The sequence below is a fragment of the Mucilaginibacter sp. OK268 genome (assembly GCF_900103125.1).
Classification (GTDB): Bacteria; Bacteroidota; Bacteroidia; order Sphingobacteriales; family Sphingobacteriaceae; genus Mucilaginibacter.
The window spans coordinates 422,015-445,388 of sequence record NZ_FNJV01000003.1 but is presented as its reverse complement, the minus strand read 5'-3'; the positions used below and the strand labels follow the sequence as shown (position 1 = coordinate 445,388).

Annotated in this window: 29 protein-coding genes; 13 read left to right on the top strand and 16 right to left on the bottom strand. The window is 41.2% G+C overall.

What is annotated here, in order from left to right; genetic code table 11:
• Positions 1 to 346: 346 nt before the first annotated feature.
• On the top strand, positions 347 to 1,183 hold the full coding sequence (locus BLR84_RS12330; protein ID WP_090468324.1) for a nuclear transport factor 2 family protein: 837 nt from the start codon (positions 347 to 349) through the stop codon (positions 1,181 to 1,183).
• Between the two features lie 178 nt (positions 1,184 to 1,361).
• On the opposite strand, the gene BLR84_RS12325 is transcribed toward BLR84_RS12330, so the two are convergent.
• The 3 genes from BLR84_RS12325 to BLR84_RS12315 form a co-directional block, all read right to left on the bottom strand.
• On the bottom strand, positions 1,362 to 1,688 hold the full coding sequence (locus BLR84_RS12325; protein WP_076378187.1) for a HesB/IscA family protein: 327 nt from the start codon (positions 1,686 to 1,688) through the stop codon (positions 1,362 to 1,364).
• Positions 1,689 to 1,813: 125 nt separating this feature from the next.
• The gene (iscU, locus tag BLR84_RS12320; RefSeq protein WP_090468322.1) at positions 1,814 to 2,227 is read right to left on the bottom strand and encodes a Fe-S cluster assembly scaffold IscU; all 414 of its coding nucleotides are present in this window, start codon (positions 2,225 to 2,227) and stop codon (positions 1,814 to 1,816) included.
• 113 nt (positions 2,228 to 2,340) lie between these two features.
• Positions 2,341 to 3,552, bottom strand: coding sequence for an IscS subfamily cysteine desulfurase (locus tag BLR84_RS12315; RefSeq protein WP_090468319.1), 1,212 nt, complete (start codon positions 3,550 to 3,552; stop codon positions 2,341 to 2,343).
• 106 nt (positions 3,553 to 3,658) lie between these two features.
• Between BLR84_RS12315 and mce the strand changes: the two genes are divergently transcribed.
• The 6 genes from mce to prmA all read left to right on the top strand — a co-directional run bounded on the left by mce (position 3,659) and on the right by prmA (position 8,100).
• Entirely contained in the window at positions 3,659 to 4,057 is a 399-nt protein-coding gene (gene mce, locus BLR84_RS12310; RefSeq protein WP_090468317.1) for a methylmalonyl-CoA epimerase, read from the top strand.
• Positions 4,058 to 4,269: 212 nt separating this feature from the next.
• Positions 4,270 to 4,518: a type B 50S ribosomal protein L31 gene (locus tag BLR84_RS12305; protein ID WP_076378181.1), complete on the top strand. Its 249-nt coding sequence runs from the start codon at positions 4,270 to 4,272 to the stop codon at positions 4,516 to 4,518.
• Positions 4,519 to 4,583: 65 nt separating this feature from the next.
• Positions 4,584 to 5,768, top strand: coding sequence for a GlmU family protein (locus BLR84_RS12300; protein WP_090468315.1), 1,185 nt, complete (start codon positions 4,584 to 4,586; stop codon positions 5,766 to 5,768).
• Positions 5,769 to 5,858: 90 nt separating this feature from the next.
• Positions 5,859 to 6,623 (top strand): triose-phosphate isomerase, encoded by a 765-nt coding sequence (gene tpiA, locus BLR84_RS12295; protein WP_090468313.1) that lies wholly within the window; start codon positions 5,859 to 5,861, stop codon positions 6,621 to 6,623.
• 129 nt (positions 6,624 to 6,752) lie between these two features.
• Positions 6,753 to 7,226 carry a hypothetical protein gene (locus BLR84_RS12290; protein WP_143013889.1) on the top strand — a complete coding sequence of 158 codons (474 nt, stop codon included), beginning with the start codon at positions 6,753 to 6,755 and terminating at the stop codon, positions 7,224 to 7,226.
• Between the two features lie 37 nt (positions 7,227 to 7,263).
• Positions 7,264 to 8,100, top strand: coding sequence for a 50S ribosomal protein L11 methyltransferase (prmA, locus tag BLR84_RS12285; protein ID WP_090468309.1), 837 nt, complete (start codon positions 7,264 to 7,266; stop codon positions 8,098 to 8,100).
• A 97-nt stretch (positions 8,101 to 8,197) separates the two neighbouring features.
• Here prmA and BLR84_RS12280 read toward each other — a convergent pair whose 3' ends face one another.
• Together BLR84_RS12280 and BLR84_RS12275 are read right to left on the bottom strand one after the other, a co-directional pair.
• Positions 8,198 to 8,851, bottom strand: coding sequence for an NAD(P)-dependent oxidoreductase (locus tag BLR84_RS12280; protein WP_090468307.1), 654 nt, complete (start codon positions 8,849 to 8,851; stop codon positions 8,198 to 8,200).
• A gap of 53 nt (positions 8,852 to 8,904) precedes the next feature.
• The gene (locus BLR84_RS12275; RefSeq protein WP_090468305.1) at positions 8,905 to 9,312 is read right to left on the bottom strand and encodes an Rrf2 family transcriptional regulator; all 408 of its coding nucleotides are present in this window, start codon (positions 9,310 to 9,312) and stop codon (positions 8,905 to 8,907) included.
• Between the two features lie 310 nt (positions 9,313 to 9,622).
• Here BLR84_RS12275 and BLR84_RS12270 point away from each other — a divergent pair, with 310 nt between their 5' ends.
• Positions 9,623 to 9,964: a helix-turn-helix domain-containing protein gene (locus BLR84_RS12270; RefSeq protein WP_076378169.1), complete on the top strand. Its 342-nt coding sequence runs from the start codon at positions 9,623 to 9,625 to the stop codon at positions 9,962 to 9,964.
• Between the two features lie 30 nt (positions 9,965 to 9,994).
• Here BLR84_RS12270 and BLR84_RS12265 read toward each other — a convergent pair whose 3' ends face one another.
• From BLR84_RS12265 to BLR84_RS12245, 5 genes are all read right to left on the bottom strand, one after another.
• Positions 9,995 to 11,113, bottom strand: a complete 1,119-nt coding sequence (locus tag BLR84_RS12265) for an N-acetyltransferase (protein ID WP_090468303.1) — start codon at positions 11,111 to 11,113, stop codon at positions 9,995 to 9,997.
• A gap of 84 nt (positions 11,114 to 11,197) precedes the next feature.
• Entirely contained in the window at positions 11,198 to 11,398 is a 201-nt protein-coding gene (locus BLR84_RS12260) for a hypothetical protein (protein ID WP_090468302.1), read from the bottom strand.
• A gap of 130 nt (positions 11,399 to 11,528) precedes the next feature.
• Positions 11,529 to 12,080 (bottom strand): SMC-Scp complex subunit ScpB, encoded by a 552-nt coding sequence (gene scpB / locus BLR84_RS12255; RefSeq protein WP_090468300.1) that lies wholly within the window; start codon positions 12,078 to 12,080, stop codon positions 11,529 to 11,531.
• Between the two features lie 79 nt (positions 12,081 to 12,159).
• A complete protein-coding gene (mqnC, locus tag BLR84_RS12250; protein WP_090468299.1) occupies positions 12,160 to 13,284 on the bottom strand; it encodes a cyclic dehypoxanthinyl futalosine synthase in 1,125 nt (374 codons plus the stop codon).
• Positions 13,285 to 13,788: 504 nt separating this feature from the next.
• Positions 13,789 to 14,568 (bottom strand): CPBP family intramembrane glutamic endopeptidase, encoded by a 780-nt coding sequence (locus tag BLR84_RS12245; protein ID WP_090468297.1) that lies wholly within the window; start codon positions 14,566 to 14,568, stop codon positions 13,789 to 13,791.
• 96 nt (positions 14,569 to 14,664) lie between these two features.
• Between BLR84_RS12245 and BLR84_RS12240 the strand changes: the two genes are divergently transcribed.
• Positions 14,665 to 15,081, top strand: coding sequence for a helix-turn-helix domain-containing protein (locus BLR84_RS12240; protein ID WP_176852044.1), 417 nt, complete (start codon positions 14,665 to 14,667; stop codon positions 15,079 to 15,081).
• A gap of 141 nt (positions 15,082 to 15,222) precedes the next feature.
• Here BLR84_RS12240 and BLR84_RS12235 read toward each other — a convergent pair whose 3' ends face one another.
• The 5 genes from BLR84_RS12235 to BLR84_RS12215 all read right to left on the bottom strand — a co-directional run bounded on the left by BLR84_RS12235 (position 15,223) and on the right by BLR84_RS12215 (position 19,331).
• Positions 15,223 to 15,768 (bottom strand): DUF6843 domain-containing protein, encoded by a 546-nt coding sequence (locus BLR84_RS12235; RefSeq protein WP_090468293.1) that lies wholly within the window; start codon positions 15,766 to 15,768, stop codon positions 15,223 to 15,225.
• 170 nt (positions 15,769 to 15,938) lie between these two features.
• A complete protein-coding gene (locus tag BLR84_RS12230) occupies positions 15,939 to 16,322 on the bottom strand; it encodes a hypothetical protein (protein ID WP_090468291.1) in 384 nt (127 codons plus the stop codon).
• A 46-nt stretch (positions 16,323 to 16,368) separates the two neighbouring features.
• Positions 16,369 to 16,764 (bottom strand): hypothetical protein, encoded by a 396-nt coding sequence (locus BLR84_RS12225; protein ID WP_090468289.1) that lies wholly within the window; start codon positions 16,762 to 16,764, stop codon positions 16,369 to 16,371.
• Positions 16,739 to 17,209, bottom strand: coding sequence for a hypothetical protein (locus BLR84_RS12220; protein ID WP_090468287.1), 471 nt, complete (start codon positions 17,207 to 17,209; stop codon positions 16,739 to 16,741). Before BLR84_RS12220 ends, BLR84_RS12225 begins: the two co-directional genes overlap by 26 nt.
• A gap of 130 nt (positions 17,210 to 17,339) precedes the next feature.
• The gene (locus BLR84_RS12215) at positions 17,340 to 19,331 is read right to left on the bottom strand and encodes a M1 family metallopeptidase (RefSeq protein WP_090468285.1); all 1,992 of its coding nucleotides are present in this window, start codon (positions 19,329 to 19,331) and stop codon (positions 17,340 to 17,342) included.
• Positions 19,332 to 19,636: 305 nt separating this feature from the next.
• Here BLR84_RS12215 and BLR84_RS12210 point away from each other — a divergent pair, with 305 nt between their 5' ends.
• Genes BLR84_RS12210 through BLR84_RS12195 form a run of 4 tightly spaced genes read left to right on the top strand, consistent with a single transcriptional unit; the run spans position 19,637 to position 22,382 of the window.
• Entirely contained in the window at positions 19,637 to 20,389 is a 753-nt protein-coding gene (locus BLR84_RS12210) for a prolipoprotein diacylglyceryl transferase (protein ID WP_090468284.1), read from the top strand.
• On the top strand, positions 20,382 to 21,779 hold the full coding sequence (locus tag BLR84_RS12205) for a radical SAM protein (protein ID WP_090468282.1): 1,398 nt from the start codon (positions 20,382 to 20,384) through the stop codon (positions 21,777 to 21,779). Before BLR84_RS12210 ends, BLR84_RS12205 begins: the two co-directional genes overlap by 8 nt.
• Positions 21,776 to 22,102 (top strand): hypothetical protein, encoded by a 327-nt coding sequence (locus BLR84_RS12200; RefSeq protein ID WP_090468280.1) that lies wholly within the window; start codon positions 21,776 to 21,778, stop codon positions 22,100 to 22,102. The genes BLR84_RS12205 and BLR84_RS12200 overlap by 4 nt, the downstream gene beginning before the upstream one ends.
• 4 nt (positions 22,103 to 22,106) lie before the next feature.
• A complete protein-coding gene (locus BLR84_RS12195; protein ID WP_090468278.1) occupies positions 22,107 to 22,382 on the top strand; it encodes a hypothetical protein in 276 nt (91 codons plus the stop codon).
• On the opposite strand, the gene BLR84_RS12190 is transcribed toward BLR84_RS12195, so the two are convergent.
• Positions 22,379 to 23,305 (bottom strand): Ppx/GppA phosphatase family protein, encoded by a 927-nt coding sequence (locus BLR84_RS12190; RefSeq protein WP_090468277.1) that lies wholly within the window; start codon positions 23,303 to 23,305, stop codon positions 22,379 to 22,381. The two genes, BLR84_RS12195 and BLR84_RS12190, sit on opposite strands and share 4 nt — an antisense overlap.
• Positions 23,306 to 23,374 lie beyond the last annotated feature (69 nt).

The following is a 23,374-nucleotide window of genomic DNA, read 5'->3' as shown; positions in this document are numbered from 1 at the left end:
ATCTGCGATTTGCCTGTTAAAAAGTGGGTTGACATGGTTTACATATTTTATGGTTAACATTAGTTTAATTATTTGATAATAAAATAGTTGAATGTTTTAATTGTCATAATATCATGGATTTATGTTAACCGACTTAAAGCAAAGGAATTGCTCATATTTGAATTGCACCCATTTCATCTCTATATCGAAAATATTGCTACCTTTAATGCATAATTACTTTTACCACATATCAAATCAGGATTGCCAAAAATCCGGCCTGTTAAAGAGGTTATTAAAAACGCTGAGCTTTTAGCGTCAGTGTTTCGCATGAACTAAATTTTACATCATTTATTTTTTACTACAAGTAATGAAAATTACACAACTACAGGCAATGGCTATTTCCTGCATTTTACTATGCATAAGCTTGCCTGGCAAAGCAAATACAATTATGGATACCTTAACCAATAAACAAAGAGTACTATCATTTTATAAACTAATTGTTGGCCAGCGCCGGGCCGAACTGATCCCTGAATTTGTACGGGAAGATTATATTCAGCATAATCCCAACGTTAAACAGGGGAGGGCTGGTATTACAGATGTGATCAATTATTTAAAAACATTACCACCGCCGCCAGAGGGGGGTAAATCGCCCATCATTAGGGCCATACAGGAAGGCGATCTGGTGGTTACACATCTGGATATCGTGTTTATGGGTAAACGAATGGTCGTTATCGATGTGTTTAAATTGAAGGATGGCGTGCTTGCTGAGCACTGGGATGCGATACAGGAGATGCCTGATCAAACTGGTATGGTAGTCACCGCTACCAACGGAAGCAATGAGGTTGATAAGGATGCCTCAACTGTTAACAGCAAAGCGATTGTAGACCGGTTTTACAAAGCAATTAGGAATAGGGATTCTGAGATGCACTCTTTTATCGATAAAGCTTACGTAGAGCATGATCCTGTAATAATTAACAGTGGAAAAAACTTGGCCAGCTATTTAAATGATGATCCGGGTCGTGCTATCAAAATACATCGAATAATTGCCGAAGGCGATTTTGTAACCGTCCAATCTGAATTTAGAAAAGAGGATAAGTCTTTCGCATTTTATGAAATATTCAGGGTTGAGCATAGTAAAATAGTAGAGCACTGGAGCGTAGAGCAGGTTATTCCGGATGGGGTGGAACCTGCTGCTATGTTTTGATGGATAAACAGATACGTCATGCCGAACTTGTTTCGGCATCCCACCAGCAAGGTATACAATATAATGGCTAACCTGTCCTGAGAGATCCTGAAACAAGTTCAGGATGACACACAAAAACAAGTAAAAACAAAAGCGGCTCCAATTTGGAGCCGCTTTTAAATATCATTTATAGTAATTTTTATACAGAGAAGCTTTCGCCGCAACCGCAGGTACGGCTGGCGTTAGGGTTATTGAATGCAAAACCCTTTCCGTTCAAACCGTCAGAAAAATCAAGTTCGGTACCGGCAAGGTACAGGAATGATTTCATGTCAAGTGCAAAACGGATACCCTGATCTTCAAAAAACTGGTCGCCTTTTTTCTCTTCATTATCAAAATCAAGATTATAGGATAAACCTGAGCAACCACCACCCTGAACAGAAACACGCAGAAAGTAAGAGGCATCAAGTCCTCCATCCTGCATCAGGTGATCTATTTTGCTTTTTGCTTTTTCAGTTATTGTTACCATTGTTATTAGATCTGAGATATGAGATTTGAAACGTGAGATCAACCCCCATCACAAAAATCAAATCAATAATACATTATAAAATCAGATGTAAGTCTCAAATCTCACATCTAATATCTTACATCTTTTTAGTGATGTACTTTTTCGCTTGCAATTGGCGCTAAGCCGTTTTTTACGCGGAAATCATTGATTGCTGCCTTAATAGCATCCTCTGCCAAAACTGAACAGTGAATTTTTACCGGCGGCAATGCTAATTCTTCAACGATATCCATGTTATCGATCTTCATGGCATCGTCAATGCTTTTGCCTTTTAACCACTCTGTAGCTAATGATGAAGAAGCGATAGCCGAACCGCATCCGAAAGTTTTAAATTTTGCATCGGTGATAACATTGTTATCATCAACCTGTATCTGCAAACGCATTACGTCGCCGCACTCAGGTGCACCTACTAAACCGGTACCTACTTTGTGACTGCTTTTATCCAAAGTGCCCACATTGCGGGGGTTAGTATAGTGATCGATTACTTTATCTGAATATGCCATTTTCTTTTAATTATTGAATTAGTGAGTTAATGAATTATTGAATAATCTGAACTCGTAATATTTTATCTTTTAAAGCATCTGCACATTTGGAATCTGCACATCTGCATATTTTATTAGTGTTCTGCCCACTCAATAGAGTTAAGGTCGATACCTTCTTTAAACATTTCCCAAAGTGGTGATAGTTCACGCAGGTGGGTAACCGCTTTTTTGGTTACTTCAATAGCGTAATCGACTTCTTCTTCGGTAGTGAACCTGCCTAAACCGAAACGGATAGACGAGTGTGCCAGGTCATCTGATAAACCTAAGCTTTTCAGTACGTATGATGGTTCCAGTGATGCCGATGTACAAGCCGATCCTGATGATACAGCAAGATCTTTCATGGCCATCATTAAACCTTCACCTTCTACATATTTAAATGATATGTTAGCTACATGTGGCAAGCGGTGTTCAACGTTACCGTTTACATAACTTTCTTCCAGTACGGTTAATTCTTTTTGCAATTTGTCGCGTAAAGTTGAAAGGCGTTTTGCTTCGCTTTCCATTTCCAAGCCACAAAGTTCGCAAGCTTTACCCAAACCAACAATGCCAGGAACGTTCAATGTACCTGAACGCATACCGCGTTCGTGACCACCACCGTCCATTTGAGCGGTAACTTTAACACGTGGACCTTTACGACGTACGTATAAAGCGCCAACACCTTTAGGGCCATATATTTTGTGTGCCGATAAAGCCAGCAGGTCAATACCATCGGCATTAACATCAACCGGTATTTTACCAACAGCCTGGGTCGCATCTGTCATGAACAAAGCACCGTGTTTGTGGGCAATAGCAGCAATCTCTTTAACCGGCTGAATTACGCCGATCTCGTTATTGCCATACATGATCGATACCAGGATGGTTTCTGGTGTCATGTTGCTTTCTAATTCTGCCAGATCAATCAGTCCATCTTCTTTAACCGGCAGATAAGTAACCTTTCCTCCCAATTTTTCTACGTGTTTGCAGGCATCAAGCACAGCTTTATGTTCTGTAACAGTAGTGATAATGTGGTTACCTTTATCTTTATACATTTCAAATACACCTTTAATAGCAAGGTTATCTGATTCAGTAGCGCCCGATGTAAAAATGATCTCCTTGTCTGATGCGCCAATTAATTTGGCCACCTGCTCACGTGCATAATCAACACCCTCTTCAGCCACCCATCCAAAAGCATGGTTACGGCTTGCTGCATTACCGAATTTTTCGTTAAAATAAGGTAACATAGCTTCCAGGACCCGAGGATCCATCGGAGTTGTTGCATTATTATCTAAATAAATTGGGATATTCATATCTTAAGTATATTAACAGGAACAAAGATACGCAAGTTTTTATTTAAATTCATTCAAAACAAACGGCAAATTATTAATCCTGACTATTAATTTACAATATTTGGACATGAACAAAGTGGAGCATATAGGTATTGCGGTAAATGATATTAAAATAGCAGGTAATATATATGAAAAGCTACTAAATACAGGTGTTTATAAAACAGAATTGGTAGAACAGGAGGGGGTAGAGACCGCTTTTCTGAAAACCGGCCCCAATAAGATAGAGTTGTTACAGGCCACACATGCCGATAGCCCGATAGCTAAGTTTATAGCAAAAAAAGGAGAAGGGATACATCACATTGCTTTTGAGGTTGATGACATTGAAGCCGAAATGTTGCGGTTGAAAAATGAAGGCTTTGTGCTGTTAAGCGATAAACCGAAACCCGGTGCTGATAACAAACTGGTATGTTTTGTACACCCAAAAAGCGCTGGCGGGGTATTGATTGAGTTGTGCCAGAGTATTTAGTAGCTTGGGCTGTTATCAGTTTGCAGTTTAAGTGCTAATGTAAAATACTCACTTTCAATAAGTTTTAAAGCAGATATGGGCGGAGCTTTTTTTAAATGCAAACCGCTCACTGCAAACTGGTCCACTATTTTAAATACCATTTTGTTAATTCCGAAAAAAAAATTACATTTGCGCCTCTTTTAAAAAGTACAGAAGGTATAAGTTTATATATAATGAAAAAAGATCTGCATCCATCAAACTATAGATTAGTTGTATTCAAAGACATGTCAAACGACTATTCTTTCATAACTAAATCTTGCATCGATACCCGTGAATCCGTAAAATGGGAAGACGGTAACGAGTATCCATTAGTGAAATTAGAAATTTCTCACACTTCGCACCCTTTCTACACCGGTAAAATGAAACTGGTTGATACTGCAGGTCGTATTGATAAATTCCGCACACGTTACAACAAGAAATAATTACTTGTTGAATTAAATATTTTCAAGTCGCCCGATGTATCGGGCGACTTTTTTATTTTTGTGCCATGTCTATTATCTTTTTTGACGATAACGCACGCCAAACGCTACTGCCCCTTACTTATACCCGGCCTGTGGCCGATCTGCGGATAGGTATATTAACCATAGCCGAAAAATGGGCAAAGCATTTAAATACAGATCATTCTTTTCATACCGCTGATTATTTACAGGCCAAGTATCCTGCTAAGATCGAAGCTGATAATTTATTTATAAACGGTGCTGTTTGTCCGGATGAAAACCTGTTGGAGGCTGTTAGTAAGCTGCAAACAGGCCAGGCACTTCAATATAACGAGCAATTGCTGGCGGTAAGGTTAAACCAAACCGACGCGATTAACTTCAACCCGGAAGCCAAATTTGACAATATTATCAACTACCCAAATCTTTTTGTCGCTATCCGTTATCCTGAAGATATTTTCCGGAAAAATGATATCGAATTGCGTAAGGATTTTCAATTGCTTACCAAAGGCCGCACAAGCGCTACCATAAGTGCCACAAACGTCATTATTGGAAACGATTTTTTTGCTGAAGAAGGCGCAGTTGCCGAATGTTCTACATTTAATACCACCAACGGCCCCATATACTTATCAAACGATACTGAAGTTTGGGAAGGTACCCACATTCGTGGCGCTTTTGCCATTTGCGAACACTCACAGGTGAAAATGGGCACAAAGATCTACGGTGCTACAACCGTAGGGCCATATTCGCGTGTAGGCGGTGAGATTAATAACGCGGTGATCTGGGGCTATTCATCCAAAGGACATGAGGGTTACCTGGGCAATTCTGTACTGGGCGAATGGTGCAATATCGGGGCCGATTCCAATAACTCCAACCTCAAAAATAACTATGCGGAGGTTAAGCTTTGGGATTATAGTACACAACGTTTCCGTAAAACCGGCTTGCAGTTTTGTGGCTTGATCATGGCCGACCATGCCAAATGCGGCATCAATACCATGTTTAATACGGGTAGCGTAGTAGGTGTAGGGGCTAATGTTTTTGGCGCGGGTTTTCCGCGCAATTTCATAGCCGATTTTTCATGGGGAGGGGCAGCGGGTTTTGAGGTTTATATGCTCCATAAAATGCTCGAAACCGCTCAGAAAGTTTTTGAACGCCGTGAGCATCGCACGTTTGATCAAACTGAACAAGACCTACTGACGCGAATATTTGAATTAACCGAAGAATACAGAATATTTTAAGAGGATATAATTGCAAAGACACGCATATTTGCGTCTTTTAATTTAAACTCTACCAACTCAACTCAATAAAACAATCAAAAAAACACCATCATGAGAAAAAAAATTGTTGCCGGTAACTGGAAAATGAATCTTGACTATAACGAAGGTTTAGGCGTATTTTCTGAAATCATCAACATGGTAAAAGATGAAGTAACCGGTACACAGGAAGCGGTTATCTGCAGTCCTTTTATTCACCTGCATAGCCTAGTACAATTGGCAAAAGGGTATAACAAAGTTTCTTTAGGAGCTCAAAATGCCCACCAGGCAGAATCCGGAGCTTATACCGGCGAAATATCTGCCAAAATGATCAAATCAATAGGTGCAGCTTATGTGATTCTTGGTCACTCAGAACGCCGCCAGTATTTTGGCGAAGGCAATGAGTTGCTGGCTAAAAAAACTGACACGGTATTAGCAAATGATTTGCGCCCGATATTTTGTATCGGTGAAACCCTGCAGGAGCGTGAAGCCAATCAGCATTTCGATATCATCAAAAGCCAGCTTGTTGAGGGGGTGTTTCATTTGGATGCGGCGCAATTTTCAAAATTGGTTATTGCTTATGAACCAGTTTGGGCTATTGGCACAGGTGTAACAGCCTCATCAGAACAAGCGCAGGAAATTCACGCGTTTATCCGCAAGGAGATCGCTGCTAAATACAACCAGGAAGTAGCTGATAATACCACTATTTTGTATGGCGGTAGCTGTAACCCTAAAAACGCGCCGGAGTTGTTTGCCCAGCCAGATATTGATGGTGGTTTGATAGGTGGCGCCTCTTTAAAATCGCGCGATTTTGTGGATATTGTAAAAGTATTCAATTAATTAGATTTGAGATGTGAGATATGAGTATTGAGATAACAATGCATTTGCTCTCATATCAAACAGAAAAAGATTTGAGATGTTAGATCAAGATACATCTCAAATCTCACATCTCAATACTCATATCTGATCATGAGAAAGCTATTAAAAGTTTTATTACCGGTTTTAATTGATTTCGGAATTTTTTGGGCGATAATGGAGTATAATATGCCCACTCATCCAATGAAGCTGATCGAGATCGGGGATGGTAATTTATACAGCTTAATGGCTTACTTTCACCTTTTTTGGCCTTTGTTGCTGGCTGTTGGTATTTTAACCCAATACCTGATCGTTGTGCCCTTATGGGATAACCAGGCTGTAAAAAGCTTTAAAGCACGTTTAATAATCGGGATATGTATCGCGGTGGTTTGCATTGCTTTTGCAGGTTCCATCAGTTATATCATATGGGATCAGGCCGAAGGGACTGCACCGTTTTATAGCTTTTGGTGGTATTTGTCTGAGATCCAGCTTTTTTACTGGGTTTTTACCTTTGTGATCCTGTTTTTGATTGATCGGCGCAAGTTTGTTAAAACAGTAACGCCGGCAGAAGTTGAAAGTCCTGCATAAAGACCAATCAGGATAACCATTTATCCAATTAATTATAATGAACTATTACGAATTACTTTTTACGACCATCACTACCGAAGATTATCAGCAGGATCTGTTAATCAACGCTTTGGGCGAGATCGGTTTTGATACTTTTGAAGAGCTGGAATTTGGTTTCAAGGCATATATTCCAACAGATGATTTTGATGAACAACAACTGAAGGAGCACTTGTTGCCCTATCAGGAAATGTTCACTTTTAGCTATGAAATAACCCTTATACCACAGAAAAATTGGAATGAAGTATGGGAAAGTAATTTTGAACCGATAAAGATAGGGGATAAGATATATGTACGGGCTACTTTTCACCCGGCCCGGCCTGAGTTTCCTTATGAGATCGTGATCGACCCCAAGATGGCTTTTGGAACAGGGCACCATCAAACCACATCTATGATGCTGGAATTGATATTGGAAAATGATTTTGCAGGTAAAAAAGTGCTGGATATGGGCTGTGGTACAGGTATCCTGGCTATAATGACCTCGAAACTGAGTGCTGCCGAAATTACCGCCATTGATTATGACCCGGTATGTTACGACAGTACGATCGAAAACTCAGCTCTTAATCATGTAACCAATATCATCCCATTGTGTGGCTCAAAAGAAGCTATCCCCGATGAGCAGTATGATACTATTCTGGCTAATATAAACCGTAATATCCTGCTTGATCAAATGGAGCGCTACGCCCAGGTATTAAAGCCGGGAGGCGAAATTTATTTCAGCGGTTTTTATGAATCGCCTGATCTGGAGATCATTACTGACGAGGCACGAAAACATGGCTTAAAATATATCAACCATAAAAAAACAAATGATTGGGTAGCCGCCAAGTTTGTAAAATAGATTTTTATTCTTTTTTATCTGCCATCCTGAGCGTAGCGAAGGATCTATTAGCGAACTGGCTGATACCTCGTTGCACACAGGATGACAAATAAAATAATTAGTATCCTAAAGTAAACCTGCGTTTTATAAACTGGTTGTTTTCCAGTTCGTTAATAACGGCTACTGCAAGGTCTTCAATAAGGATATTATTTTCTCCCTTTTCATTAAAAACAGGCTGATCGGTACCTAAACGGAATTTCCGGGTGGGCTCACCATGTGCATCGGGATGCATATTAATAGCCGGACTTAAAAATGTCCAGTCCAGATCCTCTTCTTTACGGATGATGTTCAGATAATCACGAGCTGCCGAAGCGCCGGGTTTGTAGGCTGCAGGAAAGTTTGGAGAATCAACCAATTGAACACCGGGAGTGATTTCCAGGCTTCCGGCACCGCCGATAACCAATAAGCGTTTAACGCCTGATTGTTTTACTGCTTGTTGTATAGCTTTGGAACCTGCAATGAAATCATCATAAATGTTGGGGTTTGCCCAACCGGAATTGTAGGAGCTTACTACTGCGTCATGACCTTTAAGTACTTCTGCCAAGGTATCAATATTGAATATATCAACGGCTTTTAGTGTTAGTTTCTCATTGGTTATATCCAGTTTTTTTGGATCGCGGGCAATAGCGGTTACTTCATGGCCGCGGAACAGGGCTTCATTTAAAATGGTTTTGCCTACATTGCCTGTGGCGCCTATCAGTGCTAATTTCATAATGGATTTGTTTTTTTATGTAATTAAGTTTGTTACAGTTTTGTTTAGAAAAATTATTTAAATTTTTGACTGAAATCAGCCAGGGTAATTTTTGTTAGTTTACTGATGATGGCCGTATCTACTTCAGCAGCTAAAGCATCCAGGTGCTGATTGATCTGTCGGCCAACAGCGCAGGCAGGGTTGGGGAGGTTTTTAGCTTGGCCCAATGCCGGATGACTTTTTACTGCCTTATACACATCGGCTAAGACAATGTTATCCGGAGCTTTCCCCAGGCTGTAGCCACCAGTTTTTCCTTCTTTACTGTTAATCAAGCCGTAATTACGCAGGTTACGTATCTCTTTACGTACTAATGCCGGATTAATGTTGATACTGCCAGCGATATATTCAGACGACAAAAGCTCACCATTAGCGTGGTCAAGCAGGGTGAGAATGTGAATTGCTATCTGAAATTGTCCGTTCATCTGTAATTAAAAAAGTTACAGTACAAATATAGAATTTATATTTTAGCTGATAAGAATATTTGATTATATTAACGTTAAATTACGTTTTAATGATAAACAATAACTTAATTAAGAATTAATCTACTGGGTTAATGAGCATTATGTAGGCAGATTTTTCGCGACAAAACGCACTTAAACGGGAATTGTTTTAAAAAAGTTCACTTTTAAATAAAAAATTATGCAAATTAGTTGATAATTAGCGTAATAATAAATACTATTGCAAAGTAATTAACTTTCGCGAAACCTAACTATTACTATTATATAAACTCACATGAAAACACTTGGGAAAAAAATCAGACTGTTACGTCATCAAAAAGGGTGGAGCCAGGAAGATGTTGCCAAACGATTGGATATCTCTATTCCGGCCTTTTCGAAGATTGAAACCGGAATAACTGACATCAATTTATCGAGGCTTGAACAAATTGCAACTTTGTTCGAAATGTCTGTAGTACAACTTCTTACATTTAATGATGCCGAGCAGGATCAAAAATTTGTTAATGAACTTGAAACCGTTAATAAACGTTTGATGGATCGGGAAACAGAAGTTATTGATCTGCAAAAAAAGGTGATCGAACTATTTGAAGAACTAAGGCATTCAAAAGCTACTGCATAATTTTAGGGCCCGGTGTAATGCCGGGCTTAGTTAAAAAATGTAACGCATTGTTAAATGCTTTTTGCCAAATGTAGCTCCAACTGCACTGTGTATAGCTATCATTTTCTCGTTAAAATCCCCAACCCAGGATAATTCCAACTCATCATATTGCTTTAAAGGCAAAACGTATTCTTTTAACTTGATAAATATGGCCGACTCCAAACCATGCTTCTGAAATTTTTGCTTGGTACCCATTACAATGGCTCGCATACGGGATACACCCATCCACCGATAATACAAAAATTTGAGTTTACCTATCAAATTTAACTTTCCGTTAAGTGGTTTGAGCATTTGATTAGCGTCTGGCAAAATGATGATAAATGATGCAGGCTCATCATCGATATAGGCAAACCATATCAATTTTTCATCCATCAAGGGTTTCATTTTCTCAAAACTTTCGGCTATGGTAGCGTGTGTTATGGGGACAAAATTTTCAAAATCGCGCCAGGCATCGTTATATATCTCTATAAAATCGGCGGCAAACTTCTCCATTTCCTTTACCTTGAAATGCCTGAAATCATAACCTGGTTTTTTGATCACCCAATTGGCAATTTTAGTAAACCTTTCTGAAAATGGCTTGTGTACATCTAAATGATTGGTGATCTGCTCATAGAGTGTTTTAAAACCATATGATTCAAAAAAAAACTTATAGTAGGGGGGATTATAATTCATCCCATATGAAGGATGAGTAAAACCCTCAACCAATAAACCCCAGAAGTTATCGTTCTCGCCAAAATTAATGGGGCCATCCATGGCTTGCATGCCGTTATCCTGCAGCCATTTTTTGGCGGTATCAAATAATAAAAAGGCAGCATCCTGGTTATCAATACATTCAAAAAAGCCCATGCCACCTGTTGGCTGTTCATAATGATAGGCCTTTTTGTTATTGATAAATGCCGCAACGCGACCAATTAACTGGTTATTATCATCGGTGAGTATCCAGCGGGTACATTTTCCATCCTGATGAAAATTGTTTTTTGCTGGATCAAATACGGCCTCTATATCATTATCAAGTGGACAAACCCAGGTTTTATCATCTTTATAAATAATGCGGGCTACGTTTAAGAATGCTTTTTTTGTGCTTGTATCTTTTACTTCTGTAATAGTCATAAGGATGTTGCTGACGGCCAAATATAAAAAAAAAGCATCCAGGGCATGCCTCTGAATGCTTTTTAAAAAGTTGTATCTTAAAAATTAAAAGTCGTCGTCGTCGTCGTCGTCAAAAGATTCGTACCCTCCTCTGCCCAAATCATCATCTAAGGGTTGGTCATAATCGTCCTCATCCTCGTCAATCACCTTTTTCTTTTTCGGGGTAAGCGATTGATCATCATCGTCATCATTTTCGTCTTCTGAGTTGTCGATCTTTTTAGTGCTCGGTTTTTTTGGCGTTCCCATTGTAACGGATTTTTTTAGTAAAACTTTATCAATATAATTTAAATCGGCCTTAGGTTACTTTTTTACTTCTGGCAGCTAATTCAGTAGTAAAAATAATTAAAATCATTTTTATTAAAAATATCTTTTAAAATTATTCTGTTTGTTCGCCTATGGTTGCGGTATTAGTCGTAAAATCCTTAATTTGAGGTAATTCATCAATGCTATTTATGCCAAAATAGTCCATAAACATATTGCTGGTGCCATATAAAATCGGTTTTCCAACGCCTTCTGACTTCCCAATTATGGCAATCAGTTCTTTTTCCAGCAATTTTTGTATCGAGTAATCGCAATTTACACCGCGTATCTGTTCAACATCAGTTTTGGTCACTGGCTGCTTGTAGGCAATAATAGCCAGTGTTTCTAAAGCGGCCTGACTTAATCTTTTTTTGGAACGCTGTAACTGTAGCAAATTAATAACCGGGTGATATTGTTTTTTGGTCAGAAACTGGTACCCATTGTTAATTTTGACCAACTCAATAGCCAGACTATCAACACTGTATTTGTTTTTGATAGCGGTTAAACTTTCATTGACTTCATCGGTAGTAAAATCGCGCTCAAACGCGGCCTGGAGGCAGTACATGATCTCCTCTATACGGATACCCTGCTCCGACGCGAAAATTAATGCCTCTATGTGATGCTCCATTTGTTCAGTTTGCAGTTGGCGGTTTACAGTTTGCAGTTTTGAAGTTTATGACTGCCTCCTGCTTACTGAAAACTGCCCACTAATAGTTTATAACCTGTTCTTCAATTTCGGCGGGAACGTCGCGCCAATCGTATTTTTGTGTACGTAGTTGTGGCTCAAAACCAGCTTCTTTGATCGAATCCTGGATGCCTTTGGCGGTAAACCGGTGTGGTGCACCAGCGGCAGATACCACATTTTCTTCGATCATGATAGATCCAAAGTCATTAGCGCCGGCATGTAAACAGATTTGTGCCACCTGTTTACCTACGGTAAGCCACGAGGCCTGTATATTCTTGACATTCGGCAGCATAATACGGCTCAGCGCTATCATGCGGATATATTCGTCGCCGGTTACGTTATTGGTGATGCCCCGTACTTTACGCAACAGAGTGCCATCGTCCTGGAAAGGCCAGGGGATAAAGGCTACGAAGCCATGGGCACCTTCCGGTTTTTCGGCTTGTACCTCGCGGATCCAAACCAGATGCTCAAAGCGTTCTTCTATAGTTTCAATATGCCCAAACATCATGGTAGCGGATGTAGGCAGATTAAGCTGGTGAGCCGCACGCATTACGTCCAGCCACTCTTTACCGCCACATTTACCTTTTGATATCAGTCGACGTACACGGTCATTCAGGATCTCGGCACCAGCTCCTGGCAATGAATCCAGACCAGCTTCTTTCATAGCTCTCAGTACGTCAATATGGGCCATACCTTCCAGTTTGGCTACGTGAGCAATCTCCGGCGGACCTAATGAATGCAGCTTTAGCTTAGGATACAGCTGTTTAAGCTCCCTGAACAAGTCGGTGTAAAACTGAAGACCCAGATCGGGGTGATGACCGCCCTGCAGCAGCAATTGATCACCGCCATAGCGGAAAGTTTCCTCGATCTTCTTTTTATAAGTCTCAATATCAGTGATGTAGCTATCCTCATGGCCGGGCCTGCGGAAAAAGTTACAGAACTTGCAATTGGCTATACAAACATTGGTGGTATTCACATTACGGTCAATCTGCCAGGTAACCTTGCCATGCGGAACCTGTTTTTTACGCAGTTCGTTGGCGGTATACATCAGATCGGCAGTAGAGGCATTATTATACAGGTAAACCCCTTCGTCCTGGGTTAAAAATTCAAACCGCAAAGCGCGTTGCAACAGATCGGCTGTGTTCATTTAACAAAGATAAAGTTTTAGATTATGAATAGGTTCATGTGAGGGATAAGATTGACAAATTAATGAGTTTGCCGTTTTTAAAACTAATTTTTAAAAATCTGAACTGCTTAAAAATATTTCATCTGAAGAAACCTTTTTAAACCTCCAATTTTAACACTTTTCGACTCAAAAACGATCTAAAAACGGCTTAAAATTCATCCAAAACCATCTATTTTAACACTTTTTAACAAATTTTAACACGGTTTTAACGTGTTTTTAAAACTTTAAAAAGTATTAAATGATTGATTGTCAAATAACTGAATGATAAATGGCCTGTTTTTGAGCCCTTTTTATCCTTAACTAAACAGCCCAGTTCTCGTTGATTGGAGAACCGGGCTGTTGTTTTATACAATATACGAAAATTTTGACGAAGACGTGGTGGTTTGAAATCGATATGAAGGTATGATATCTTGTAAACTATTTTAACGCCATTGAGATTTAGCGTTTACATATTTATAATGAAAATCAATTTTGGGGTCGCCATATTAGTTTGGTAATTGCAATCACACTGACGACGCCAATATTGAGTGCTATAAACAAGCCAATGACCTGCCACACCGTCGGGTTGTGCTGTTGCCCACTGAGAGAGAGCCAGGATGTTGGGGTATGCGTGAAGGTGAATAGATTAGAATTTGCAAAGTTGTTGCCCCAATGCAAACCGATCACCAGCCAAATGCTACCCGAACGCAAGAGCGCAGTGGAGAACATCAAATACCCCACGAATAAACCAGAAGCATAAAAAAGGTCATTAGCGATATTGCTGCCCCACACATCGTGGAGGTAAATAAAAAAGAGCCCGAACGCAACAGTGGCGATTAGTTTATTAGTCAGTTGGATAAACTTAACATAACAGTAACCCACAATAATAAAATCTTGAACTACCGCAGTCGGCAAAACCCGCCAAAACTCTTTTAACAACATGGTGCCGTCAATTGTTTGGCTAACCCTGATATGGTCGCCTCGCACCAGCGCTCCGACGTAGAACGATAATAAGTACGAAGTTATACCTAATAACAAGCCAACAGGTATTAACACGAGGTGACGGCCTTTCAGATCAAAGCCTAAGACACTCAAATCTCTCCCCTCGCTGCGCAGCATTAACCAGGTCACCAGTATGACCAGCACCATGCCAACGGGTACAAAAGGTATATGAATAAATCCGCTGCCGATAAGTGCGGCAGCTATCAGAAACGCAGCGAGGATGAGGCGTGACATATTGGGATAAGTGAGGAACCAGTTTTTCATTGTGGCAGCTAAATTACTATCTTCGTTTTCCGAATAAAAACAACCGCCTGAAATGTCGCCTAAATGTCGTTGAATGTCATAACCGAAATATCCTCTTTGACGCCCGGGCAAACGGCCATGATGGTAAGGCACGGGCGGCTGAAAAAATCACTGACCCAAAAGGAACTGTCCGGGCTCGCCGGTATCAGCCTGCGCTCACTTCAGCGCATTGAGAATGCTGAAGTGTTACCCCGATTGTACACCTGGCGCCGACTTGCTGAGCATATCAATCTGGACTTAAGCCACGAGTCTCAACATGCACTGGTTTCTGAATCAATCGATACCGTCCCCGTCAAACCAAATCTGCCAAGAAAATGGATATTAAGCGTGAGTTCGCTCGTGGTGATCGTCTTGTCTTTTTCGGCTTATGTCATCCAATCGCCCACATTTCCCGAAACCTTATTTGAAACGTTAAATATGGTGTTTGCCGGCTGCGTCATTTACGCAATTATTATTTATAAAGTTTGGAAGTAAAGCTTAAAACGTGCCTGGCAAAGACCGCCTATTCAGGCGTCCACGCCTGGATATTGTTTTAGGTAAGCGTCCACGCTTACTTTTGATAACTGTAAGCGTGAACGCTTGAACCGGTTGGGAGGCGATACTACGATAGCCCTCTTATTTTGCTCGCTGATTTATATTACACTTAGCCCTCATTTCAATCAACTTTTTATATGTAAAGTCTTCTGCCGTGATATGAGTGGCTATTATTTCTTTCATAAATGGTTCTTCATTCAGACTATTAAAATCCTGAGGCTTACAAATGGTAATGATCTGTATACCTATAGTATCTTTGAATTTTGGAAAGTTGATAGTCATGTCCTTCCCATAAAAAGCATAGATCTTATTGTGATTTAAGGATGTTTTATCATCCTGAAAGGGGATGCCTTTAATTTCAATCAGTTTCCCATCTTTAGATTTATAGAAGAATGTTTTGTTAATTATACCGTATGTTTCTTTAAACTGCGTGATCAATATACCAGATTCCGGGATCGAATAAATTCTGTAACCCTTTTCATCGTATTGCCTGGGCATTCCATTTTTTAGATTGCTAAAGATGTATTTGTTACCAAGGGAATTGGCAGAAATTAAATATTTTTCTTTCTCTGCAAATTGGCATGAGGTAAGAAATACAATGAAACAGAATACACTTTTCTTTAGCATTTTATAATGGGTACTAGGTAAAATTAACATATCTCACGTATAAAAGCCGATAGGAAGAATGAATGCAGGTGAGCCGATTACCGGGTTAGTTTATCTCTCGTATAAGATCTCTCCTCGTACCTCGTTCGAGATGACAGTGGAGATTATTTTCATTCTTTATACAACGCACATTATTTACTTAGTTTTTTTATGCGTTTTTCCCGCAATAATTGTGTTATAAAGAAAGCTATAATAGCAGCTACAAACATCCATTCATGATATTTAATTGTCAGGTAAGTGCAGGGGCTACTTATAATAAGCCATTCTATTATTAGCCTCGTTTTAAGATTGTTTCTATTTGGAATGATGATGATTAGGTCTAAAATAACTAACGAAACTATAAACAGCGCCCAAAACATCATCCCAAAACCACAAACTAAGAACAAGGCTGCAATTACAGATTGAAATATATTATAGGATAAGTTAGTATCAGTTAAAGTCAATACAAAAGATAATGCAAGTACAACCAAAAATACGCCTAAAACATTAATCCAATTTGTTAGAAGAATTCTCATGATTTTATGCCTGTTCTGCTTGTTGCCTCGTATTGCAAGTGCCTGTCTAAGTAATTGTACAAAACCATATATCTGATGCGGACACTGGTTGGTTATATTCCAGATACCCAAATCTTTCAACTAAAATTGGATCGTCGTTAATAAGGAGCTCGTTTGATGTCAGATCGGTAACAAATACAGAAACAAGATACTTGAATTTGTTAAGAACATTTTTTAGGTTACCCTGGTGTTCTTTTGATAATAATGCGAATGGAAATTTTAGATATACGTATCCTATCATAACATCATCAGATAATAAGGTAGCCCAGTTTATCTCATCATCCCAGTAAGAAATGCCGAAATTATTTTCTTCGGCAACTTCTAAGAACAGGTAAAATTGATCAATGCTCCAAAGAACATTCGTTTCGATCGCTTTTTTAATATCGTTGGTTATGTCCCTCATTGAAGTTGGCTACGTCTAAATGTTTCTCAATATCACCTGTTAGGCTTGTTTGGGTTAATAGATTTAGTATTTCCGTTGGCAGATTATGGATGTTTAAAGGAGCTGTTGGTTGGGTAACTAAATGATAATTGGTGTCTGAAAATCTATTCATAACTGCTTTATCGAAAGTGAAAAGTCCCTTCTTTGACATTTCAGAAAAGTAGGAGATATATTCATTCCTGTTTGTGCCGGGTGTAATGAAATTTTTGACTTCCGGACTTACTATAACATTAGTTATTGGTGGTAAAGCCTCAAAATAATGAGCTAATAACTCTATTTCATCAATTGATTTAATGGAAATAGAATTGGGTAATTTACCACCCCCTGATGCTACAAAGCCAATTTCATTCCCGTTGGTGAAGAACCAGGTTATGTCAGATGTTTCTTGTTCTATCTCTGTAATCATGATTGGTATTGCTATGATATCTGGCTTATGTGCTTATCCCACATAAAAGATCTCTCCTCGTGCCTCGTTCGAGATGACAACGAGTTTAATATTTAAAACTTATCACTTACCACTCCAAACTGACTACTCACTACTTCACCTTCAACGTATTGTTACTTCTATTCAAATCGGGCAGCGCGTTATCCGGATCGACGGTTACGCTTTCGGCATCCTGGGTGCCGGGTAGGGTAAGGGTGATCTGTTTGTTTTGCAGCCATGTTTCAACCGGTAAGTAAGTGCGTTTTTTGCTGCCGTCTTTATATTTTACTTCGATGGTGAATGGCATCGGCAGTTTTTCTTTGTTCACTAGGGTGATGCTCACACCTTTGTCGTTCTTGTTATTTACTTGTTTGGCATCAATCAAGGCCAGGTCGAGTGTCCAGTTGTTGTAGAACCAGCCTTTCCAAAACCAGCTCAGGTCTTCGCCCGCACCGTTTTCTATAGAACGGAAAAAATCATCAGGCTGCGGATGTTTGTAGGCCCATTGGTGGATGTAATTGCGGAAAGCGTAATCAAACTTATCTTTCCCCAGGATCTGCTCGCGCAGCAACACCAGTCCGAAAGCCGGTTTAAAATAGGTGAGGGGGTGACGGTACTTTTCGGCAAGGCCATCAGCCGCGGTCATGATGCTGGGCGAGCCAGGAGCGGTGATAAACGGGATGATCTCATCGGCCGGGTTACCGCCTTTTTCGGCATATTCACTGTCACGTTTTGGTGCAAATTCACCTTTGTTAAAGGCGTCAGATGCGTAGATATCAATAAAGGTGTTCAGGCCTTCGTCCATCCAACCAAAACGGCGCTCGTCAGATCCTACGATCATCGGGAACCAGTTATGACCTATCTCGTGCGCGGTTACCCAGTACAGTACGGCGCCTTTGTCGGTAATACCATCAAACACAATACCCGGGTATTCCATACCACCGGCAATACCGGCTTCGTTAACAGCTACAGGGTAAGGGTACACAAACCATTTCTCTGAAAAATATTCGATCGATTTTTTAAGATATTCGGTTGCGCGACCCCAGGCATCGTTACCATAGCTTTCGGCAGGGTAAACAGACATTGCCAGCGATTTTTTACCCTCGGGCAGGTTCACCCTTGCGGCATCCCAAATAAAAGCTTTGGATGCGCCAAAGGCCACATCGCGGGTGTTGAGCATTTTAAAATGCCAGGTAAGCGTACCCTTTTGCACCGGTCGACTTGCCGGATCGTTCACCTCGGCCAGGTCGCGGATCATGATGGTTTTGTCGCTGTTGCGGGCGGCTTCCAGTCGCGCTGTTTGTTTGGCGGTCAATACTTCTTTAGGGTTCTGTAACTCGCCGGAACCGGCTACGATCATATCCCAGGGAACGTTTACGCTGTAGTCGATATCTCCATAATCCAGGTAAAATTCGCCGCTGCCCAAAAATGGCAGGGTATCCCAGCCGCGGCTGTCGTCATAAACACACATGCGCGGGAACCACTGGGCAATTTCAAAGATCTTACCGTTTTTGGTATCGGTATAATCGGTACGACCGCCAAAAGCGCCGGGTATGGTATAATGGTATTTGATCTTGATGCGGATACTACCCTTGTTAGGTAGTACGGCTTTTGGCAGGCGGATTTGCATGCGCGTATCGGTGATCACGTATTTTACTTCTTTGCTTACACCGGCTTCTTCTATGGTAACCGATTCAATCTGGTAGCCATCGGTATGGTCGGCCGGTTTGGGTGCAAAGCCGGTTACAAAGTTGGAGCGCGCATCTTTTTTATAGGTGTTCTGATCCAGCTGCAACCACAGGAATGGTAAAGCATCCGGACTGTTATTGATATAATCGATAGTTTCGGTACCGCCGATAGTTTTGGCCACGGTATCCAATTTAACGTTCAGGGTATAGTTAGCCCGGTTTTGCCAGTACCGTGGACCTGGATTGCCATTGGCCGAATGAAAATCATTACCCTTATCGGTATAAAACTGCGGCGAAAATGCGTCGGCAGGGTTATAGTTGGAAGTGGTATCGTTAGGGTTGATCTTTCTTTGCTGGGCCTGTGCCGAAACAGCAAACAGGGCCAATAAGGCAAAGCCGGTAAATTTTAATTTCATGTAGGGATTTTAAGGCCACAATATACAAAGGATGGGGGTATTTTTTGAGGGAGTTTTAAAATGGTGCAGAAGACTCACCCGATCTGCATGTTTCCTCTCCATGTCATTGCGAGGAGGAACGACGAAGCAATCTCTTCGTGGACCTCTACTTGTGATGAGATTGCCACGCTGCGCTCGCAATGACATGAAGTGATAAGTTTAAGCGCGCTTGCCGGGGTGAATCGTTTCAGGACAATAAAATCCGTGAGCGCTTTAAAATGATACCATGAATTGGTACATTGCTCTTGCTATAACATTTACACATCTTGCACTTCCCTGTAAACATTCCCATAGGTCATTCGTCGTCCATCCCCGTACATTTTGTGTGCGAAACCCTGAGCTATTTTCTGGGTTACCGGTATTATGTTTATCTGCGCCGCCACACGGTCGATCAGATCAGCGATCATAACCGGCTGCTGATATTTATAGGCGCGGCTTTCGGGGCTTTTATCGGCTCGCATGTGGTGGGTGTATTGGAGAACCCCACGTTATTGTCGCACTTTGGATTGATCTATTTTATGGGCAACAAAACCATTGTTGGCGGTATGCTGGGCGGATTGATAGGGGTAGAGTTGACCAAAAAACAGATAGGTGTAAGCGTATCCTCCGGCGATATGATGGTGTATCCGCTTATATTGGCCATGATCATCGGGCGTATCGGCTGTTTCCTGGCCGGACTGGAAGATGGCACCTATGGCATCGCTTCCAATCTGCCCTGGGCTATTAACTTTGGTGACGGCATCCGCAGGCATCCGACTAATTTATACGAGATCATTTTTTGGTTGCTGCTTTGGATAGTACTGCGGATGATTGAACAAAAACACTCCTTTGCCGATGGCGCCCGTTTTAAATTATTTATGGTGAGCTACCTGCTATTCAGGCTGCTGGTTGAATTTATTAAGCCCGACTACTTCTTTAGCTTTGGTTTATCGGTAATTCAATTGGTTTGTATCGGGGGGATTTTGTATTATTATAAAGTATTTCTGTATCCAACCAAACTTCTGAGAAACCATGCCTGAACGCCCGTATATTTATTATGATTTTACGCTGAGCATTTGCTCCACCTGTTTGCGCAGGGTTGATGCCAAGATAGTTTTTGAGGACGACAAAGTGTACATGCTTAAAAACTGCCGTCAGCATGGTTTTGAAAAGGTATTGATATCCACCGATATAGCCTATTATAAAAACTGCCGCAATTATGCCAAGCGCAGCGAAATGCCGCTGAAATTTAATACCAAAACTCATTATGGCTGTCCGTACGATTGTGGTCTTTGTCAGGATCATGAACAGCATTCCTGCTTAACCGTGGTGGAGGTTACCGACCGCTGTAATTTAAGCTGCCCGACTTGCTATGCCATGTCGTCGCCAAGTTATGGCCGGCACCGCACGCTGCAAGAAATTGAGCAAATGCTGGATGTGGTGGTGGCCAATGAAGGTAACCCCGACGTGATACAGATAAGCGGGGGCGAGCCCACCGTGCACCCGCAGTTTTTCGAGATCCTGGATATTGCCAAAACAAAACCCATCAAACACCTGATGGTGAATACCAATGGCATCCGCATAGCTAAAGACGAACAATTTGTAAAACGCCTGGCTACCTATATGCCCGATTTTGAAATTTACCTGCAATTTGATTCGTTCAAAAAAGAGGCATTGGAGCAATTGCGTGGCGAAGACCTGCGCGAAGTGAGGCTTAAAGCGCTGGGGCATCTGAATAAATATAACCTGTCGACCACCCTGGTAGTAACCCTGCAAAAAGGGTTGAATACCGATGAGATAGGTAAGATCATTGAATATGCCTTACAGCAGCCTTGTGTACGGGGTGTAACCTTTCAGCCAACGCAACAGGCAGGCCGCCTGGAGAACTTTAATGAAAAAACCGACCGCTATACCCTAACCGAAGTACGTAGCGCCATATTGGAGCAAACTAAGGTATTTAACCATAACGACCTGATCCCGGTACCCTGCAATCCCGACGCGCTGGTGATGGGCTACGCGCTGAAACTGGGCGGCGAGGTGATACCGCTCACCCGGATGATCAACCCCGACGATCTGTTGGATAACTCCAAAAATACCATTGTATACGAGCAGGACGAACGCCTGAAAGGGCATTTGCTTAATATGTTCAGTACCGGTAACTCGGTAGATAAGGCTAAGGAGCATTTACATTCGCTGTTGTGCTGCCTGCCGGAGATTGACGCGCCAAGTTTGAGCTATGATAATTTGTTCAGGGTGATCATTATGCAGTTTATCGACGCGCAGAACTTTGATGTGCGCGCCATCAAAAAATCATGTGTACACATCGTGAACAAGGATATGCAGATCATCCCCTTTGAAACCATGAACATCTTTTACCGCGATGATAAACGGGAATACCTGGAACAGCTAAGAAACGAAATAGTAGTATGACAGAAGACGAGAATATGGATAAAGAACCCTCTGCTTCAGGAGGAAGCAATCCACCACCAGAGCAACCTAAACGCCAGAATACCAGTATGAAAATAGTTGGCTACAATTTACTGGCTTTAATTGTATATACGCTATTAAGCAGGTTTGCAGCTACTGACGGTGGTGCCATTTTCGACATGTTTTTTGTAGCCATACACGTGTTTGTTTGTATCATTATGGCTATTGTCGCCAGGAGCTGGGTATGGTTATTGTCAGGTATATTGGTACTGGTAATCGGTTTTTCAACTTGTGTATCATTGTTGAGTTTGGGCAATATGCATTAACAATATGGAAGAGTTACAGAAACAAGCCCCCGTTCCCAATCGTAAAATGATCATCGTCGGTATTAACCTGTTGGTGCTTGTGGCATATACTATCTATTTCAGAACTGCCGCTTATCAAGAACTGATCATATTGGGCGAGGCTGTTTTTATAGGGTTGCAGGTAATGCTATGTCTTATACTGGCCATTTTTGTTTACCGCAAAGAGTTTTTATTAAGCGCCGGACTGGTGCTGCTTATTGGCTTTTCATCTTGCTGGGTTGTTTTTGCTAATACTCATTAATCCAGCATCCCGGCCAAAACGCCCTCTTTCAGGGAGTTGGTGCACATCGATACTTTTTGAATAGCCAGTTTGTGTATAATGAACCGGGTAATAAGCGATGCCACCACGATCATATCTACCCGTACTGGAATAATATTCTCATTAGCTGCCCTTTGCAGGTGGGTTGATTGCACAATTTTATTGGTTTCGATCAGGAGTTCTTCATGGTCAAAGCTGTAGGTTGGGGTAGTTTTGAGATCAAAGGAATGGCCTTTTTCTGTTTCGATGATTGCTGCAAAACTTTCAAACACACCCGATGAACCGATTAAGGTATCCACTTCATGACCTTCAAGGGCGGCAAACAGATCGGTGAGGTTATCCTGTAGGTAAACATCCAATGCCTCGATGGAGGCTGGCGGGATAGGGTCGGTCCGATGAAAAAGATCCATCAATCGCGCCGCGCCAATTTCAAAACTTTGTTTCCAGATAATATGATCGGCATTGCCCAGGATAAATTCCACGCTGCCACCACCAATATCCATAATGAGGGAGTTTTGGGCTGATAAGCAACCGCTGATCTTTACGCCATCATAAATAAAGCAGGCTTCCTGTTCGCCGTTGATGATCTCGATGCTGATGCCTGTTTTTGCTTTTACTTCGTCAATAAAATCCTTACCGTTTGATGCGCTGCGCAGTGCCGATGTAGCCAGAGCCCGTACCTGCTGTACCTGGTTGGCACTGATCTGCTGCTGAAATTGCTGCATAGTTTTTATGCCGCGTGCAAATGCCTCGGGTAAAATATAACCTTTGTTAATACCACCTTCGCCCAGTTTTACAGGCTCCTGGTCATGTGCAATTTCGTGATAGTTGTTTACCGTACCCTCGGCAATCAACAAATGAAAAGTATTGGTACCCAAATCCATTACGGCAACGCGTTTACTCATGGGACTAAAATAAGGCTAAAAGCCGAAAGCAAAAAGCTCAAAGCAAAAAGCATTTCAAAAAAAGCTTTC